The organism is Acinetobacter genomosp. 33YU, from assembly GCF_001990725.1.
Classification (GTDB): domain Bacteria; phylum Pseudomonadota; class Gammaproteobacteria; order Pseudomonadales; family Moraxellaceae; genus Acinetobacter; species Acinetobacter seifertii.
Genome location: NZ_LFZQ01000002.1, coordinates 109814 through 124643, shown reverse-complemented (window position 1 = coordinate 124643; position 14830 = coordinate 109814). Strand labels below are relative to the sequence as shown.

General features: G+C 36.3%; 17 protein-coding genes, 1 tRNA gene and 1 pseudogene. 13 read left to right on the top strand and 6 right to left on the bottom strand.

Annotated elements, in window-relative coordinates; all coding sequences use genetic code 11:
• Positions 1-8: 8 nt before the first annotated feature.
• Positions 9-554, top strand: coding sequence for a glycoside hydrolase family 108 protein (locus tag AC056_RS01785; protein ID WP_077162557.1), 546 nt, complete (start codon positions 9-11; stop codon positions 552-554).
• Between the two features lie 98 nt (positions 555-652).
• On the opposite strand, the gene AC056_RS01780 is transcribed toward AC056_RS01785, so the two are convergent.
• The gene (locus tag AC056_RS01780; RefSeq protein WP_077162556.1) at positions 653-1267 is read right to left on the bottom strand and encodes a LysE family translocator; all 615 of its coding nucleotides are present in this window, start codon (positions 1265-1267) and stop codon (positions 653-655) included.
• A 513-nt stretch (positions 1268-1780) separates the two neighbouring features.
• Between AC056_RS01780 and AC056_RS01775 the strand changes: the two genes are divergently transcribed.
• The 3 genes from AC056_RS01775 (at position 1781) to AC056_RS01765 (ending at position 3519) form a co-directional block, all read left to right on the top strand.
• On the top strand, positions 1781-1996 hold the full coding sequence (locus tag AC056_RS01775; protein ID WP_004702680.1) for a cold-shock protein: 216 nt from the start codon (positions 1781-1783) through the stop codon (positions 1994-1996).
• Between the two features lie 203 nt (positions 1997-2199).
• On the top strand, positions 2200-2409 hold the full coding sequence (locus AC056_RS01770) for a hypothetical protein (protein ID WP_077162555.1): 210 nt from the start codon (positions 2200-2202) through the stop codon (positions 2407-2409).
• A 294-nt stretch (positions 2410-2703) separates the two neighbouring features.
• On the top strand, positions 2704-3519 hold the full coding sequence (locus tag AC056_RS01765; RefSeq protein WP_077162554.1) for a pyrroline-5-carboxylate reductase family protein: 816 nt from the start codon (positions 2704-2706) through the stop codon (positions 3517-3519).
• A 161-nt stretch (positions 3520-3680) separates the two neighbouring features.
• Here AC056_RS01765 and AC056_RS01760 read toward each other — a convergent pair whose 3' ends face one another.
• Positions 3681-3800 carry a hypothetical protein gene (locus AC056_RS01760; protein WP_077162553.1) on the bottom strand — a complete coding sequence of 40 codons (120 nt, stop codon included), beginning with the start codon at positions 3798-3800 and terminating at the stop codon, positions 3681-3683.
• A 434-nt stretch (positions 3801-4234) separates the two neighbouring features.
• Here AC056_RS01760 and AC056_RS01755 point away from each other — a divergent pair, with 434 nt between their 5' ends.
• Positions 4235-4558 (top strand): hypothetical protein, encoded by a 324-nt coding sequence (locus tag AC056_RS01755; protein ID WP_004702672.1) that lies wholly within the window; start codon positions 4235-4237, stop codon positions 4556-4558.
• A 323-nt stretch (positions 4559-4881) separates the two neighbouring features.
• A pseudogene (locus AC056_RS01750) lies at positions 4882-5646 on the top strand (hypothetical protein).
• Positions 5647-5722: 76 nt separating this feature from the next.
• Here the strand turns inward: AC056_RS01750 and AC056_RS01745 are convergent.
• Positions 5723-6940 (bottom strand): MFS transporter, encoded by a 1218-nt coding sequence (locus AC056_RS01745; protein WP_077162552.1) that lies wholly within the window; start codon positions 6938-6940, stop codon positions 5723-5725.
• 110 nt (positions 6941-7050) lie between these two features.
• On the opposite strand from AC056_RS01745, the gene AC056_RS01740 reads away from it, so the two are divergent.
• Positions 7051-7497: a winged helix-turn-helix transcriptional regulator gene (locus tag AC056_RS01740; RefSeq protein ID WP_077162551.1), complete on the top strand. Its 447-nt coding sequence runs from the start codon at positions 7051-7053 to the stop codon at positions 7495-7497.
• Positions 7498-7782: 285 nt separating this feature from the next.
• On the opposite strand, the gene AC056_RS01735 is transcribed toward AC056_RS01740, so the two are convergent.
• Positions 7783-8655, bottom strand: a complete 873-nt coding sequence (locus AC056_RS01735) for an aldo/keto reductase family oxidoreductase (protein ID WP_077162550.1) — start codon at positions 8653-8655, stop codon at positions 7783-7785.
• 80 nt (positions 8656-8735) lie between these two features.
• On the opposite strand from AC056_RS01735, the gene AC056_RS01730 reads away from it, so the two are divergent.
• The gene (locus tag AC056_RS01730; RefSeq protein ID WP_077162549.1) at positions 8736-9371 is read left to right on the top strand and encodes a TetR/AcrR family transcriptional regulator; all 636 of its coding nucleotides are present in this window, start codon (positions 8736-8738) and stop codon (positions 9369-9371) included.
• A gap of 128 nt (positions 9372-9499) precedes the next feature.
• Here the strand turns inward: AC056_RS01730 and AC056_RS01725 are convergent.
• Positions 9500-9575, bottom strand: a tRNA-Gly gene (locus AC056_RS01725).
• Positions 9576-9638: 63 nt separating this feature from the next.
• Positions 9639-11060 (bottom strand): cysteine--tRNA ligase, encoded by a 1422-nt coding sequence (gene cysS, locus AC056_RS01720; RefSeq protein WP_077162548.1) that lies wholly within the window; start codon positions 11058-11060, stop codon positions 9639-9641.
• 214 nt (positions 11061-11274) lie between these two features.
• On the opposite strand from cysS, the gene AC056_RS01715 reads away from it, so the two are divergent.
• From AC056_RS01715 to lptB, 5 genes are read left to right on the top strand one after another with little or no spacing between them, the layout of a single operon-like run.
• On the top strand, positions 11275-12252 hold the full coding sequence (locus tag AC056_RS01715; RefSeq protein WP_019457396.1) for a KpsF/GutQ family sugar-phosphate isomerase: 978 nt from the start codon (positions 11275-11277) through the stop codon (positions 12250-12252).
• Between the two features lie 3 nt (positions 12253-12255).
• Positions 12256-12795, top strand: a complete 540-nt coding sequence (locus tag AC056_RS01710; protein ID WP_004702656.1) for a KdsC family phosphatase — start codon at positions 12256-12258, stop codon at positions 12793-12795.
• Between the two features lie 37 nt (positions 12796-12832).
• Positions 12833-13381: an LPS export ABC transporter periplasmic protein LptC gene (gene lptC, locus AC056_RS01705; protein ID WP_077162547.1), complete on the top strand. Its 549-nt coding sequence runs from the start codon at positions 12833-12835 to the stop codon at positions 13379-13381.
• Entirely contained in the window at positions 13365-13913 is a 549-nt protein-coding gene (gene lptA / locus AC056_RS01700) for a lipopolysaccharide transport periplasmic protein LptA (RefSeq protein ID WP_004702651.1), read from the top strand. Before lptC ends, lptA begins: the two co-directional genes overlap by 17 nt.
• Complete coding sequence (gene lptB, locus AC056_RS01695; protein WP_077162546.1) at positions 13913-14659, top strand: LPS export ABC transporter ATP-binding protein; 747 nt, start codon at positions 13913-13915, stop codon at positions 14657-14659. The genes lptA and lptB overlap by 1 nt, the downstream gene beginning before the upstream one ends.
• Positions 14660-14830: the final 171 nt, after the last annotated feature.

The following is a 14830-nucleotide window of genomic DNA, read 5'->3' as shown; positions in this document are numbered from 1 at the left end:
ACAGTCTTATGAATATTGAACAATATTTAGATGCACTTATAAAACGTGAAGGTGGATATGTAAATGACCCATTGGACTCTGGCCAAGCGACAAGATTTGGAATTACTCAAGCAGTTGCTCGTAGTTATGGATATCAAGGTGAAATGAAGGATTTACCTTTAGAAATCGCAAGAGAGATTTATAAGAAACAATATTGGCTTGAGCCTAGATTTGATCAAGTTAATTTAATCAGTCCCACTACTGCTGAAGAACTATTTGATACTGGGGTAAATTGTGGAATCAACTTTACAAAACCGCTTCTGCAACGGGCTTTGAACTTGTTAAATCGCCAAGGAAAAGAGGGCTGGACAGATCTTAAATTAGACGGGGAATATGGACCATCTACATTGCAGGCTTTATCAATGTATGTTGATAAGCGCGGTCATGAAGGTGAGCAGGTACTCGTACGTCTCCTTAATATTATGCAAGGTCAGCGCTATATTGAAATTACAGAAAAGAATCCAAAATATGAGCAATTTTTTTTCGGATGGATTGCCAATCGTGTGAGCTTATAAAAAGACCAACTTGCTAAAGCTGTTTTAAGCAAAAGGGCTGTAAAGAACTTAACAAGTTGGTCGTTTTTTGTTTGGTTTATATAAATAAAACTACTTTACTAAGTAATAAGTAAAATCGCTAAAAGGAAGAAAATACAGCCACTCACTTTATTTAGTTTTGCAAAATTATTCCCAGCGAGCATTTTCTCTTTAAAAATTGAAGAAAAATTGGCATAGACTAAATGAATTAAAAAACCAATAAAGCAAAATGTTAAAGATAAAACTAAAAACTGATTTAATATTTCTTTTTTAATATCAATAAATTGTGGAAAAAGTGCGATAAAAAAGACAATTGTTTTGGGATTCAGTAGTGATGCAAATAATCCCTGATAGAAAAGTTTCGATTTCTTTATACCTTTCTCGTCATGTGCAGTTTCAAGTAAATCTTTAGTAGGGGACTTTTTGATAAAGTTTTTATAGCCTAAGTACATCAAGTAAAAGGCTCCAATAAACTTTAAAACAGTAAAGATGGTAGGATTACTGGTAATAATAAGTCCAACACCACTTGCAGAAATTACAGCGATAATAAACATACCAATGATTAAACCACTAATACCGAATAAAGCTGTTCGTACACCATAATTAATTGAATTTGTTACTGTAAATAAAACGCCTGGTCCGGGGCTGGATAACGTGAGAAAAGCAATGGTTATAAATACTAAAAGACCGTTCACGTGGTTACTTCCTGTTTATCATCAACATATTAAGCTGCACGCGTACTTTAAAGTAGAAGAGATAATATGTATATACAAGTCTGTATATTTTATAAAATAATAAAATATTTTAGTAATTCATCAAAGTGACTATGAAGCTTATAGTAAGCCCTTAAAAATCTATAGAAGAAAAAATTTTCAGAGTGTAAAAAAATGAGATATATCTAATGAATATATCAATATTAAATCAATTAAATTTCTTGTAAATAGTATTAAAATCAATAAATAAGAAGATGGTGTCTGCGATCTAAATGAGTAAAAAATCAATTAATCGAGATAGAGATTGCAATTCGATAAGAAGCGTGTATAGTCGAGCATAACTACAAAAATATTCTTGTTAACCTAAATCTTTCTTTTCGCAGTTTTATTTATAATCCTCCGTATTTTATAAGATATTTAAGTAAACGCATATTTTTGAGTTTAATTGGTTTCTCCAATAACAAATGATAATTTTTTAAAAGTTAGGATTAATTTATGTCTAATACTACTGGTACAGTAAAATGGTTTAATGAAACTAAAGGTTTTGGTTTTATTCAATCTGATGAAGGTAAAGATGTTTTCGCACATTTTTCTGAAATTCAAACACAAGGCTTTAAAGTTCTTTTAGAAGGCCAACGTGTTCAGTTTACTGTGACACAGGGTAAAAAAGGCCCACAAGCATCAAATATCACTATTGTGAATAATGCTTAAATTTATATAATTTGATGATTTTATTGGGTTATCTTTAGAGTAAATTGCTCAAGTAATTTTAAAAATCATTAATTTAGTTAAAAAACCCACTTCTTCCTTTGTGGGTTTTTTTACATGAAAAATCAAATAAGTTGATTATTTTATTTATATAATATAAAAATTAAACTTATGTTTGAAAAATTAAATCAATAATTGGTATAAAAATGGATATTTGTATTGGCGGTATTTTAAATGGCAAAGTTTGCAAAAATAACGAAAATTATTTTAGTGCAGGAAATCCTCACTCAGATGAAGTAACTCAATATGAGAAGCAGTATTTTCATTTAAATGGGAAGCTTTTATCTTTTTGGGTGTGTAGTGACATAGAATTTCAAGAAGCGTTAAAAATTGCCGAGAGTTTCATTAAAAAATAAGAAAGATTTTTAAGTTAATTTTAATTAAAAGCACTTTAAATTTAACGACTCAATTTCTCAAATGAGATAAGCTAAATATTATTTTTAATTACATATTTTTAACAATTTAAGTTATTTTGTTATTCATAAAGTCATGAGTGAAGAGTACTCTTAACTCAGAATATAACTTTGTTGTAAAATTAAACTTAATATTTATAAAAGTTTATTAAATTTATATAGTTTTAACGGTCTATGACTTAAGTCATAAATAATATTTCTTTTTGTAGTATATCTAAAGGAAGGAAATAACTCTAAATGTTGAATATAGTACAGCCTAATATTTGCTTTATTGGCAGCAGTAACTTGTCTTTAGCTTTGATTGGAGGTTTAGTTTTAAAGGGATTTCAAAAAGAAAAAATTAATCTTATAGAGGAAGTAAAGTTTGATAATGAAATCATTCTCAAGCAAAAGCAGCATGAGGTAAAAAAGGCTGATATTGTTGTTCTGTTACTAGATCCCAAAAACTTAAAAGCCATACTAGCGCCATTAAAAAAATGGTTAGTAGATAAAACTATAGTGTCGATGATGGCTGGGGTGAATATTAAACAACTTATGAGTATGACGGGCTCACAAAAAATTATACGAATTATTTCTAACCCCCCAGTATTAACTTATAGCGGTACACATGTGCTGATTGGTTCTGAATACTTGGAACCTTTAGATAAAGAGGTCATTGAGGTAATTTATTCAGCAACGGGTAAGACGTATTGGGCGCATTCTGAATCAGATGCTGATGCGATTATTGCGCTATCAGGTTCAGGGCCAGCTTATTTCTTTTATATTCTCGACAGTATGATCAAAACAGGTACGGCTATGGGTTTAGATAAGCAATTTGCTTTAGATCTAGCACTACAAGCTGCATCGGGTGCTGTGGAAATGGTACGCAAAAGTAACGTTCAGCCAAGTGAGTTATGTGGAAAGGTGACATTACCTAATGGAATCACTGAATCTGCATTACGGATGTTTGAATTAGGTAATCTTTCTGATGATATTCGACTTGCTTTAAAAGCAGCGTATCACCGTAGTAAAGAAATAAGTGCAGAGATTAACGCTGAAATTATCAAACACTAATTTTTATTTCTAACCAAGTACCTTTTAACACTGAAATAACATATCGTTGAAAGGTACTTGATACAGTCACTTTAACCATGTGCTTGCTGAATAAACATTTTAGTGTATTTAATCTTAACGAAAGCTCTACTAAATTCACTTCGTAACTTCAAACTTTTAAATCAATGAATTTTAAGAAAATATTCCCAAATAATAAAGCCGATGCCAAACCCTAACATTGAGTAGAGAGTAATAATAAATAATACAAAACTAGCTTTATTTTTCTTTCTCAAAAAATTCATGTTAGCTACCTCGTGTCTAGATATGTACCATCATGAACAGATTCGATGTGTAATCATAGATACAGAGTTTTTTTAAAAAAATATAACAGATAAGATGACTGTTATAATTTACTCATTAATTAAGTTTTTCTTAAATTTTCAGAGCGGTAAGCAATAGTAATTATATGCTGTAGGGCAATTAAAACGATATTTATTTTTAAATTTTAATGACTTTTAGAGGCAAAATAATCGATAGTCATAAAATATATTTTTTGAATTAATTAGAAATTATACATTCAGTAGGTCGTAATCTTGATAAAGAATCTAGCTGAAAAATCTAGGAATTTATTTATATATTGTGATGGGGAAGTTTGCCTAATTTAAAAGTTGATCTTTTGAGACTTAAATTTTAGAGGATAAATTGCTACCCTTGCGCGTGAAATTAAGGTGAGACTATGAAATTTATATTCCTCTTTATGAGCGCTATCACACTTCCATGTTATGCGGCATCAGAAACAATGGAGATTCACTATTGTCAGCTTGTGAAAAATGCTGCAAAAGGAGTGATGGATGCAAGACAGCATGATGTACCAGTGATTGAACTACAAGAGATTGCGAGTCATCTTGAAGAAGTAGAGGCAAAGCAGTTGTATCAACAGCTTATTGATACAGCATATTCTTCAAAGTTATTTGAAGATCCTTTGACTAAGACAAAAGCTGTCGAAGACTTTCAAACGGCGTGGCATGAAAAATGTTTAATCAAAAGTTCTATAAGCTGAACTTACATGTAAATCGAACCTACTCATTGAGTAGGTTTTTTATTTCAATTAACTAAATAATTTAAAAAAATGCTGCATCGGATACTATAAAAATAGGTGTCGTATTCCACTATCTTTATAGCTCATTTAGCTTTTATGACATGATTATTAAACGGTTGTGCATTGCAAAATGTTTACAACAAATAAAAGGCTAATTATGTCTTCTAGTTATTAAAAGTACTCATTATAGGCAAAATTTGTAGTTTGTTTTTACTCTTAATTTGGGCTTAAGGCTGGAACTCTTAGATATGGGCGAATCAGTAAGTATGTTTGGAGAACATACAATGATAAGTCATGAAAGTTTATCTAAAAATTTAAGTAAAGTTCCAGAAGTCACTTTGCTATTCTGGATCATTAAAATTGCTGCCACAACTTTGGGCGAGACAGCTGGAGATGCGCTATCTATGTCCCTGAACTTGGGGTATGTGATTAGTACAGCTATTTTCGCAGTGATATTTGCAGTTTTTGTTGGCTTGCAAATTAAAGCTAAGAACTATAATTCATTTTTTTATTGGGCGACTATTATTGCGACGACCACGCTCGGAACCACAATTGCCGATTTTGTTGACCGAACTTTAGGCGTGGGCTATGCAGGGGGTAGTTTAATATTACTTATTTTATTAGGCCTCTCTCTGTTTGTTTGGTATTTAAGTTGCGGCACAATTTCGGTAAAAAGCATTCAGTCTGCTAAAAGCGAAGCTTTCTATTGGTTAACCATCATGTTCTCTCAAACATTAGGGACAGCATTAGGTGACTGGACTGCAGATACCCAAGGGTTGGGCTATACGAGCGCGGCTTTAATTTTTGGTACTTTATTATTGGTATTAGCAATTTGCTATTTTTATACCAAAATCTCAAGAACCTTATTATTCTGGTTGGCCTTTGTTCTTACCAGACCTCTAGGTGCAGTATTGGGAGATTTCCTCGATAAATCCATTGCACATGGTGGGTTATAGCTAAGTAGATTTAGCGCATCTTTCGTTTTGTTTGCTTTTATTGTGATTTGTTTAACGGTCTTTAAACCTAAAGCAGCACAGACAGCTCATTAAATTAACTCTTAAAAAAGACCGCATTACTCTGTTGGGTGATGTGGTTTTTTTATTTGAGGCTAAATTTTATCGATATTTAAGAGACTTTACGTGTTATCCACCAAAATAATAGCGCCAAACAACTAACACTTGCACCGAGTGTACATACGCCCAGCCATCCAGCATAAGCATAAGTAACAGTTGTGCTAATCGCACCTAGCCCACTTCCTACCGCGTAAAAGAGCATGTATAGCCCAACGAGCCGACTATGCGCTTCTGGATGAGTACGAAAAATCATACTCTGGTTGGTTACATGCAGAGCTTGTCCACCTAAATCTAACAATACTATGCCAATTATGAGCGCCCAAATTGAGTAGTCCATGAGCGAGAGTGGTACCCATGCGCTTAGCAATATTAAGAGTGCTATGGCGCTTGTGCGTTGACCATAACCGTGGTCAGCCCAGTGCCCAGCTCGTGCGGCAGCTAATGCACCTAGAGCCCCGACAAGTCCAAAAGCCCCAATTATAGTGTGCGAAAAACTATATGGTGGTGCACTTAACGGTAGTACCAACGCGCTCCAAAAAATATTAAACGCCGCGAACATGAGTAAAGCTAAAACACCGCGTACTTGTAAAACTTTCTCTTGGCGAAGCAGTTTGAACATTGATGTTAAAAGCTGTAGGTAGCGCATGTTAACAGGCTGAGTTTTTAAATGCGGAAGGCGCTTCCAAAGTGGCAACGCAAGGATGAGCATAAGTATTGCTGCGCAAAAGTACACACCACGCCAACCAGCAATATCGCTAATTCCTCCTGAAAATATTCGGGCAAGCAGTAAGCCTATAAACACACCACTTTGTGCAGTACCTACTATATGTCCTTGCTCATGTGGGGCAGCAGCACTTGCAGCATAAGCAATTAGTCCTTGAGTCATGGCTGTGCCGAGTAACCCGACAGCAAGCATTCCTGCCAATAGAACACTTACAGAATGAGCAAAGGCAACCACGAGCAATGCAGATACTAAAGCCAGTAATTGTAGGGTCATTAATCGACGTCGATTTACAAGATCACCCAACGGTACTAGAAACAATAGGGCAAGAGCGCAGCCAATTTGTGTGGCTGTCACTACACCACCTATGGAGGCATGGCTAACATTAAAGTCTTTAGCCAATATGTCGAGCAAAGGCTGCGCGTAATAGACATTTGCCACACTCACACCACTGGCTATAGCAAACAGCAAAATTACGCCACGAGGCATGCTTGAAAGCGGTTTATCACTTTTGGCGTGTGAAGTAGAAGATGCAAGAGAAGCTTTCATGGCCTAAATCCATTTAATCTGGTTTTAAAATGCAACTAGTTGAATGTTAAGTCTACTAGTTTTAAAATGCAACTGGATGGCTTGTTACTGATTATTGATAAGGAAACTCAATGACGAACTCTACATTGTTAAAAGATGAGCCTTGTCCTGTTGCGCGCTGCGTCAACATTATAGGAGACCGATGGTCACTGCTTATTGTGCGTGATGCTTTTGATGGAATGCGCCGTTTTAAAGATTTTCAGCAGAGCTTAGGAGTGGCTAGAAATATTCTTTCTGATCGACTGAAAAAGTTAGTTGATGCTGGTGTTCTTGAAATGCAAGATGCTTCTGATGGTACGGCTTATCAGGAGTATGTGTTGACTACTAAAGGAGAAAGTTTGTTTCCAGTAGTGGTAGCTTTACGACAATGGGGAGAGTATAACTTATTTGAAAGTGGTGAGCGTCATTCTCTATTAATCGATAAAAATACAGGTCAGCAAATTCCATTTATGGCACCCGTTGGACAAGATGGAAAAGTGCTCAGAGGTTCAGATACTCAAGTGCAAAAGGTTAAATGAAATATTGTTAATACTTTATTTTAGGCGTAAAAAAGCCCTTGCTCGAAAGCTAAGGGCTTAGTCATTCATTGATCTAGCAATGAACTATATAAGGCTCATCTCATACTAAAGCCAGTATATATGAAATTGAGTCAATAAAGAAGGTAGTAGTGTCTTTACAGTTATAAAAGGTTCTAACATAGATTTTGAATACTAATAGCTAAAAACCACCTAACTCTCTCTCAAATTAAGTGGTTTAAATCTTAGAATATGGGCATTGGCTGGAACTTACTTCCAGTCAAACAATTAGCTGTTATTTAAAGAGCTTAGTAAATTGTAGACTTCATCTGATAATATCAATTTGGAAGCACCAATATTTTCTTCTAAATGAGCTACCGATGATGTGCCGGGAATTAATAAGATATTAGGTGATCGTTTTAATAGCCATGCCAATGCGACTTGTTTCGGAGTTGCACCAAGATCATTTGCTATAGCAGATAATGTATCTGATTGAAAAGGTGTAAAACCACCTAGCGGAAAAAAGGGTACATAACAAATTCCTTTCTTAGCTAGTTGATCAATTAATACATCATCTTGACGATTGAACAAATTATATTGGTTTTGTACACAAGCAATATCTGTGATTTTTTCAGCTTCAATAATTTGAGCTTCTGTAACATTGCTTAATCCAATATGTTGAATTAAACCTTCTTCTTTTAATTTAGCCAGTACAACAACTACTTCCTCAATGGAACCTTCGGAAGGCATCATGGGGTTAAACATTGCTCGAAAGTTTACAACATCTAAAGTTTGTAGACCCAAATTACGCAAATTATCATGTACATCTTTTTCAATTTGTTCTGCAGAAAAAGCTGGTAGCCAAGAAGCATCTTCTCCACGCTTTGCTCCAATTTTTGTGACAATGGTAAAATCATCTGGATAAGGATATAGAGCCTCTCGAATGATTTGATTGGTTATGTGAGGGCCATAAAAATCGCTGGTATCGATATGATTAATACCTAACTCGATGGCGGTTTTTAGGACATTTATTGCAGCATTTTTATCTTTTGGTGGTCCAAATGCATGGTGACCTGCCAGTTGCATTGCACCATAGCCCATTCTATTTACAATTTTATTTCCAAGTTTGTATGTGTCGGAAAGATTTATAAGATCGGACATAAGTTTTCCTCAGACTTTACTTTCAATATTGTTAAAGATAAAGTTTATGAAGAATCCTTCACATTTGGAATTCGCATTTTATGTCCATAAATAAAACTGCTCTGAAGCCACGAAAATCACCAGTTCAGGCGCGTTCAACAGCAACAATAGAAGTTCTTCATGAAGCAACCATTCAGGTTTTACTCAAAGAAGGAATTGTAAAATGTAATACCACACGTATTGCTGAAAGAGCGGGTGTATCAGTCGGTAGTATTTACCAATACTATCCAAACAGAGATTCTTTATTAGCTGCAGTTTTGCAACGTCATCTTGATAGCGTTGCTGAAAAAATTGAAGAGCTTTGCCTGAAATATGAAAAGACTTCAATTAAGACCCTAATCTCAGCTTTAGTCGATGAAATAATCTTGGCAAAGTTGAGTAATCCTGAGGAATCAAAGGCGCTATATGCTATTTCAGGAGAAAGAGGGGGATTGGATCTTTCAAAGCGAATGAATGACCGTATGTTAGCTGCTATTTCAAATTTATTAGAGAGTGCTTCGGATATTGAGTTTGATGATAGTCAGATCGTCGCTGAGTTTGTTTTAGGTGCAATTATGGGATTAATAAGAAGAGTGCTTGAAAATCAGGTAACAGATAAAGTGGAGCAGGTATTAGAGTCTCATTTAAAGTTAATGGTCGTCGCCTATTTACAACAAATTGGACATATAAAGAATTAAAAAATTTTAATCTTACAAATATAGAAGCTTTTTTGTATGCAAAGAAGAGTGGTAAAACTTCTCTAAATTTATACATAGCCAATAAAAAAAACCACCTAATTCTTTCGAATTAAGTGGTTTTTGAATTTTGGAGCGGGAAACGAGACTCGAACTCGCGACCCCAACCTTGGCAAGGTTATGCTCTACCAACTGAGCTATTCCCGCAATGTGAGCACATTATAGAGTGTTTCATTAAAGTGTCAACACTCTTGTGATCTAATTGAACGTTTAATCAGCACGACGCCAAACTGTACCTTGACGCGTATCTTCAAGTACCACACCTTTGTCGAGCAAAGACTGACGAATACCATCTGCTTTCGCAAAGTCTTTCGCTTTTTTCGCATCAACACGTTGTTGAATGAAATCTTCAATTTCCGTATCAGATAAAGCAAGCGCTTCTTGTCCAATATCTGATTTTAAGAAATCATCTACATTGTGTTGTACCAAACCTAAAATGTTGGTGAGGTGACGTAAAGTCGAATAAAGCACAGTTGCTTGCTCAGCTTGCTCTTCTTTTACAGCACGGTTTAACTCTTTGTTGAGTTCAAACAATACTGCCATTGCTTCAGCCGTATTGAAATCGTCACACATTGCGTTGTTAAAGCGTTCAATAAAACTCTGATCAAGCGTTTCAGTTGTCTTTTGACCATACACTTGTTGATAAGCTTTAAATGAATGATAGAAACGAGTTAAAGAAGTTTTTGCTTCTTTAAGCGCTACATCAGAGAAGTTCACAGGACTACGATAGTGTGAAGACACAATAAAGTAGCGAATCACTTCAGGGTGGAACTTCTCCATTACATCACGAATCGTGAAGAAGTTGCCTAAAGACTTAGACATCTTTTCACCATCAACGTTAATAAAGCCAACATGCATCCAATAGTTCACATATTGCTCACCAGTTGAAGCTTCACTTTGAGCAATTTCATTTTCATGGTGCGGGAACATTAAATCTGAACCACCACCATGAATGTCAAAGTGATTGCCTAAGCAGCAAGTCGACATTGCAGAACATTCGATGTGCCAACCCGGACGACCATTACCCCAAGGAGATGCCCAAGATGGTTCGTTTTCTTTTGCATGTTTCCAAAGTACAAAGTCAAAAGGGTGTTTCTTCTCAACTTCTACATCGACACGTTCACTTGCACCAGCTTGCATATCATCAAGCTTACGGCCAGAAAGGCGACCATATTTTTCAAATTTGGTCACTTCAAAATAAACATCGCCGTTTGAAGCAGGGTAGGCAGCGCCTTTATTGACTAAATTGCCAATCATATTTTGCATCTGGTCGATATATTCAGTCGCTTTCGGTGCTTCATCGGGTGCAGCACAACCTAAATTGGCTGCATCTTCATTCATAGCATCGATGAAACGAGTGGTGAGCTGTTGGATGGTTTCACCATTTTCTTGAGCACGTTTGATGATTTTGTCGTCAATATCAGTAATGTTGCGAATGTAGCGAACATTCCACCCTTGACTACGTAAGAAACGAATAATGTAGTCAAATGCAACCATAACTCGAGCGTGTCCGATATGACAGTAGTCGTAAACGGTCATACCGCAGACGTACATATCGATGTGACCTTCTTTGCGAGGTACAAATTCAACTTTTTTTCGTTGCTCAGAGTTATATAAAACAAATGGTTGCATAAGGGTTTTCAAACACTCAACAAAAATAGTGTTACATCATAACTTATGCATCATTTTTAAAAAAGTTTTATGCATTAATTTTATAAGCTTGTGAAATCTTATACATTTAAAAACGTGTAACTGATTGAGTTATGCTAGAATGCCCCCAAATCTTTTGATTAAAATCACCGATCTCAATAGAGAGATCAGATCAATTATTTTGAGTCACACTCGTATGCCTAATCCTACAGATTTCCAAAGCAGTGCATTAGCTACATTGCGCATTGAGCAACAAGCCATAGATGTATTAGCAACACAAATTGATGACCGTTTTAACCGTGCTTGCGAAGTACTGTTGCAGTGTAAAGGTCGTGTTGTGATTACAGGTATGGGTAAATCTGGGCATATTGGTCGAAAAATGGCGGCAACATTTGCCTCTACAGGGACGCCGTCTTTCTTTATGCATCCTGGTGAAGCAGGCCATGGCGATTTAGGTATGTTGGTTCGTGGTGATGTGCTTATTGCAATTTCCAACTCTGGAAAAAGTGATGAAATCATGATGCTCATGCCGCTGATTAAACATCTTGGCGTACCTATGATTACGATTAGCCGTACTGATAAAGGCCCAATGCCACAAAATGCGGATATTGCTTTAACTTTAGGTGAGTCTGATGAAGCTTGTCCTTTAGGTTTGGCACCTACATCAAGTACGACGGCAACATTAGTATTAGGTGATGCTTTGGCCGTTGCATTACTAGAAGCACGTGGTTTTACTGCTGATGATTTTGCTCGTTCGCATCCGGCTGGAGCATTGGGTAAGCGTTTACTTTTACATGTAAAACATTTAATGCATACAGGCGATGAGCTACCAAAAGTTTCGCCAGAAACCCCAATGAATCAAGTGCTTTATGAAATTTCGAATAAGCGTTTGGGTTTAACGACGATTGTTGATGAACAAGATCATTTGCTCGGTATTTTTACAGATGGTGACTTACGTCGCCTCATTGATAAACAGCAAGGTTTTGATGTGAATTTACCTGTTTCTGATGTGATGACAAAAAAACCGTCAACTATTTCTCAAGAAGCACGTGCTGTAGAAGCGTTACAACAGCTTAACCAGAAAAAAATTAGTCAGTTTGTGGTGGTCGATGACCAAAACAAAGTGATTGGTGTAATTAGTATGCATGACCTTATTCAGGCAGGGGTGAATTAATTCATGGCATCGTATGCATTGTTAGAACAAGCACGTCATTTGCAGGCATTGGTTCTGGATGTTGATGGTATTTTGAGCGATGGCTTTGTTACATTAACCAATACGGGTGATGAAATTAAATCATTCGATATTCGTGATGGTTTAGGCATGAAACTTGTTCAAAAAGCAGGTATGAAAGTCATTATCATTACTGGTCGAAAAAGTAATATCGTTGACAAACGAATGTCTGATTTGGGTGTGGACCTTGTTTTTCAGGGTCGTGAAGACAAAGGCTCAGCACTTCGCGAAGCTTGTGCACAGTTTAATATTTTGCCTTCTGATTGCTTATATATGGGCGATGATTGGCCTGATCTTTCGGCTTTTGCGATTGCAGGAATGAACGTTACTGTGCCAAATGGACATGAAGAAGTGCGTCGCCGTGCACACTTGGTTACCCAAGCGATGGGTGGTCGTGGAGCTGTACGTGAAGTCTGTGATATGTTGCTGATCGCAAAAGGCATTTACCAAGAACTTCTTGAAAAATATCTTGCAGTACCGCATTAATAACAAGATTACTTAAAAAGGTAGGCTATTCCTGCTCATGGATACCAGAGTTTTATATATTGTTGCTGTAGTGGTTGCTGCTGTAAGTGGTGGTTACTACTACTATAGTGGCAAGGCAAAAAAACTGGACATTGGTTCGGCGAAGAATATGACTTATTCGGCGCAGGGCGTCCATTTGACTCAAACTGATGACAAAGGCAATTTGTATGTTCGTGCTGAAGTTCGTCAGCTTGAACAGGATATGCAACAAAAAACGTCGAAGTTGGATCAACTTAATGCCTCTATGTATAAATTAGGTAAAGTTGATGCAACATTCTTTGCTAAACAAGCTTATGGCTATGATGATAATCAAAAGGTTGTCTTATCGGGTGATGTGGTTGCAACTAAGATTGCACCTCAAGGAACAATTGAGTTTCAAACCGATCAGTTAACTGCCTATCCAAAAAACAAAGATATTGAAACCAATCATCAAGTGATTGTTCAGTCTCCACAAGGCGAGTTTGTGAGTAAAGGATTAAAAGGCAATTTGAATAACGGTCAGTACGAATTTTTTAATATTCGAGGAAAGTATGCACCAAAGTCTTAATTTAAAACGTTCTTCAGCTTTCCTAAAACAAGCTGCGGTAATTACATTCGTTGCTTTAACATCTGCTTCGACGTTTGCTTTGCCGTCTGACCGTAATCAACAAATTTCATTGGTTGCAGACCGCGCAACATATAATGAAAAAACTGGTTTGACGACTTATACCGGTAATGTTGTGATTGAGCAAGGTACGATGAAGCTACAAGCAGATTCGATTGTTGCTAATCTTAACTCGAAACGTGAAATTCAGGTTATCACTGCAAAGGGGAGACCTGCTAAGTTTCAGCAGCAAGTGAACGCGAATAAAGGCTTAGCGCGTGGTGAGGGTCAGACCATTGTTTATAATGCTGATACTGGCATTATTACTTTGTCTGGTGGTGCATATTTATATCAAGATGGTTCAAGTATTCGTGGTAACTCTCTGAAATATAGTATGAATAAAGGTGATGTCGAAGCTCAAGGCTCTTCTTCAAACCGCGTACAAATTATTATTCCACCGTCAAGTTCAAAAAGTTTCCCAGGAGCGCGTGACTAATGCAGCAAGCTCTTCAACAACCGCAAACTTTGTGTATTAAGCACTTAGCAAAAAACTATAGTAAGCGTTGGGTAGTTAAAGACGTCTCTTTTAGTATGCAAAGTGGACAGATTGTTGGTTTGCTTGGTCCTAATGGCGCTGGTAAAACGACGAGCTTCTATATGGTCGTTGGACTGGTACGCATGGATAAAGGCGAGATCCATCTTGACGACTTAGATATGTCCGATTTGGCGATGCATGAGCGTGCACGTAAAGGTATTGGTTATTTACCTCAAGAAGCCTCTATTTTTAGAAAACTGACAATTGCTGAAAATATTATGTCGATTTTAGAAACGCGTAAAGATTTGAATAAACAGCAACGTCAACAACGTCTTCATGAGTTATTAAATGACTTTAAAATTAGTCATATTAAAGATTCATTAGGAATGAGTGTATCGGGTGGTGAACGTCGCCGTGCAGAGATTGCACGTGCTTTAGCAGCTGACCCTAAATTTATGCTTTTAGATGAACCATTTGCGGGTGTCGATCCAATTTCAGTCGGTGATATCAAAGACATTATTCAGACCTTAAAAGATCGTGGCATTGGCGTACTCATTACAGATCATAACGTTCGTGAAACTTTAGCAATCTGTGAGCGTGCATATATCGTGAGTGAAGGCTCAGTAATTGCAGAAGGTACGCCACAAGAGATTTTAGACGATGAACAAGTTCGTAAAGTCTATTTGGGTGATGATTTTACAGTTTAGTTAAAGCCACTAATCTGTTTGGTTAAAAAGAGGTCAAGGCCTCTTTTTTGTTTTTTGGAGGTTTTGTAAATAAAAACAATAATATATACCACTCATTTAATAAAAAAATAATGTGTGATTTATTCCGCCAATTATGCTGTTTTAACTAAAAAACTCTGTAGAATGGAGATG

What these genes read in the sequence shown, in the direction of transcription:
- AC056_RS01785 (WP_077162557.1), top strand. Translation starts at nt 9, where the DNA reads ATGAATATTGAACAATATTTAGATGCACTTATAAAACGTGAAGGTGGA.
- AC056_RS01775 (WP_004702680.1), top strand. Translation starts at nt 1,781, where the DNA reads ATGTCTAATACTACTGGTACAGTAAAATGGTTTAATGAAACTAAAGGT.
- AC056_RS01770 (WP_077162555.1), top strand. Translation starts at nt 2,200, where the DNA reads ATGGATATTTGTATTGGCGGTATTTTAAATGGCAAAGTTTGCAAAAAT.
- AC056_RS01765 (WP_077162554.1), top strand. Translation starts at nt 2,704, where the DNA reads ATGTTGAATATAGTACAGCCTAATATTTGCTTTATTGGCAGCAGTAAC.
- AC056_RS01760 (WP_077162553.1), bottom strand. Translation starts at nt 3,800, where the DNA reads ATGAATTTTTTGAGAAAGAAAAATAAAGCTAGTTTTGTATTATTTATT.
- AC056_RS01755 (WP_004702672.1), top strand. Translation starts at nt 4,235, where the DNA reads ATGAAATTTATATTCCTCTTTATGAGCGCTATCACACTTCCATGTTAT.
- AC056_RS01745 (WP_077162552.1), bottom strand. Translation starts at nt 6,940, where the DNA reads ATGAAAGCTTCTCTTGCATCTTCTACTTCACACGCCAAAAGTGATAAA.
- AC056_RS01740 (WP_077162551.1), top strand. Translation starts at nt 7,051, where the DNA reads ATGACGAACTCTACATTGTTAAAAGATGAGCCTTGTCCTGTTGCGCGC.
- AC056_RS01735 (WP_077162550.1), bottom strand. Translation starts at nt 8,655, where the DNA reads ATGTCCGATCTTATAAATCTTTCCGACACATACAAACTTGGAAATAAA.
- AC056_RS01730 (WP_077162549.1), top strand. Translation starts at nt 8,736, where the DNA reads ATGTCCATAAATAAAACTGCTCTGAAGCCACGAAAATCACCAGTTCAG.
- cysS (WP_077162548.1), bottom strand. Translation starts at nt 11,060, where the DNA reads ATGCAACCATTTGTTTTATATAACTCTGAGCAACGAAAAAAAGTTGAA.
- AC056_RS01715 (WP_019457396.1), top strand. Translation starts at nt 11,275, where the DNA reads ATGCCTAATCCTACAGATTTCCAAAGCAGTGCATTAGCTACATTGCGC.
- AC056_RS01710 (WP_004702656.1), top strand. Translation starts at nt 12,256, where the DNA reads ATGGCATCGTATGCATTGTTAGAACAAGCACGTCATTTGCAGGCATTG.
- lptC (WP_077162547.1), top strand. Translation starts at nt 12,833, where the DNA reads ATGGATACCAGAGTTTTATATATTGTTGCTGTAGTGGTTGCTGCTGTA.
- lptA (WP_004702651.1), top strand. Translation starts at nt 13,365, where the DNA reads ATGCACCAAAGTCTTAATTTAAAACGTTCTTCAGCTTTCCTAAAACAA.
- lptB (WP_077162546.1), top strand. Translation starts at nt 13,913, where the DNA reads ATGCAGCAAGCTCTTCAACAACCGCAAACTTTGTGTATTAAGCACTTA.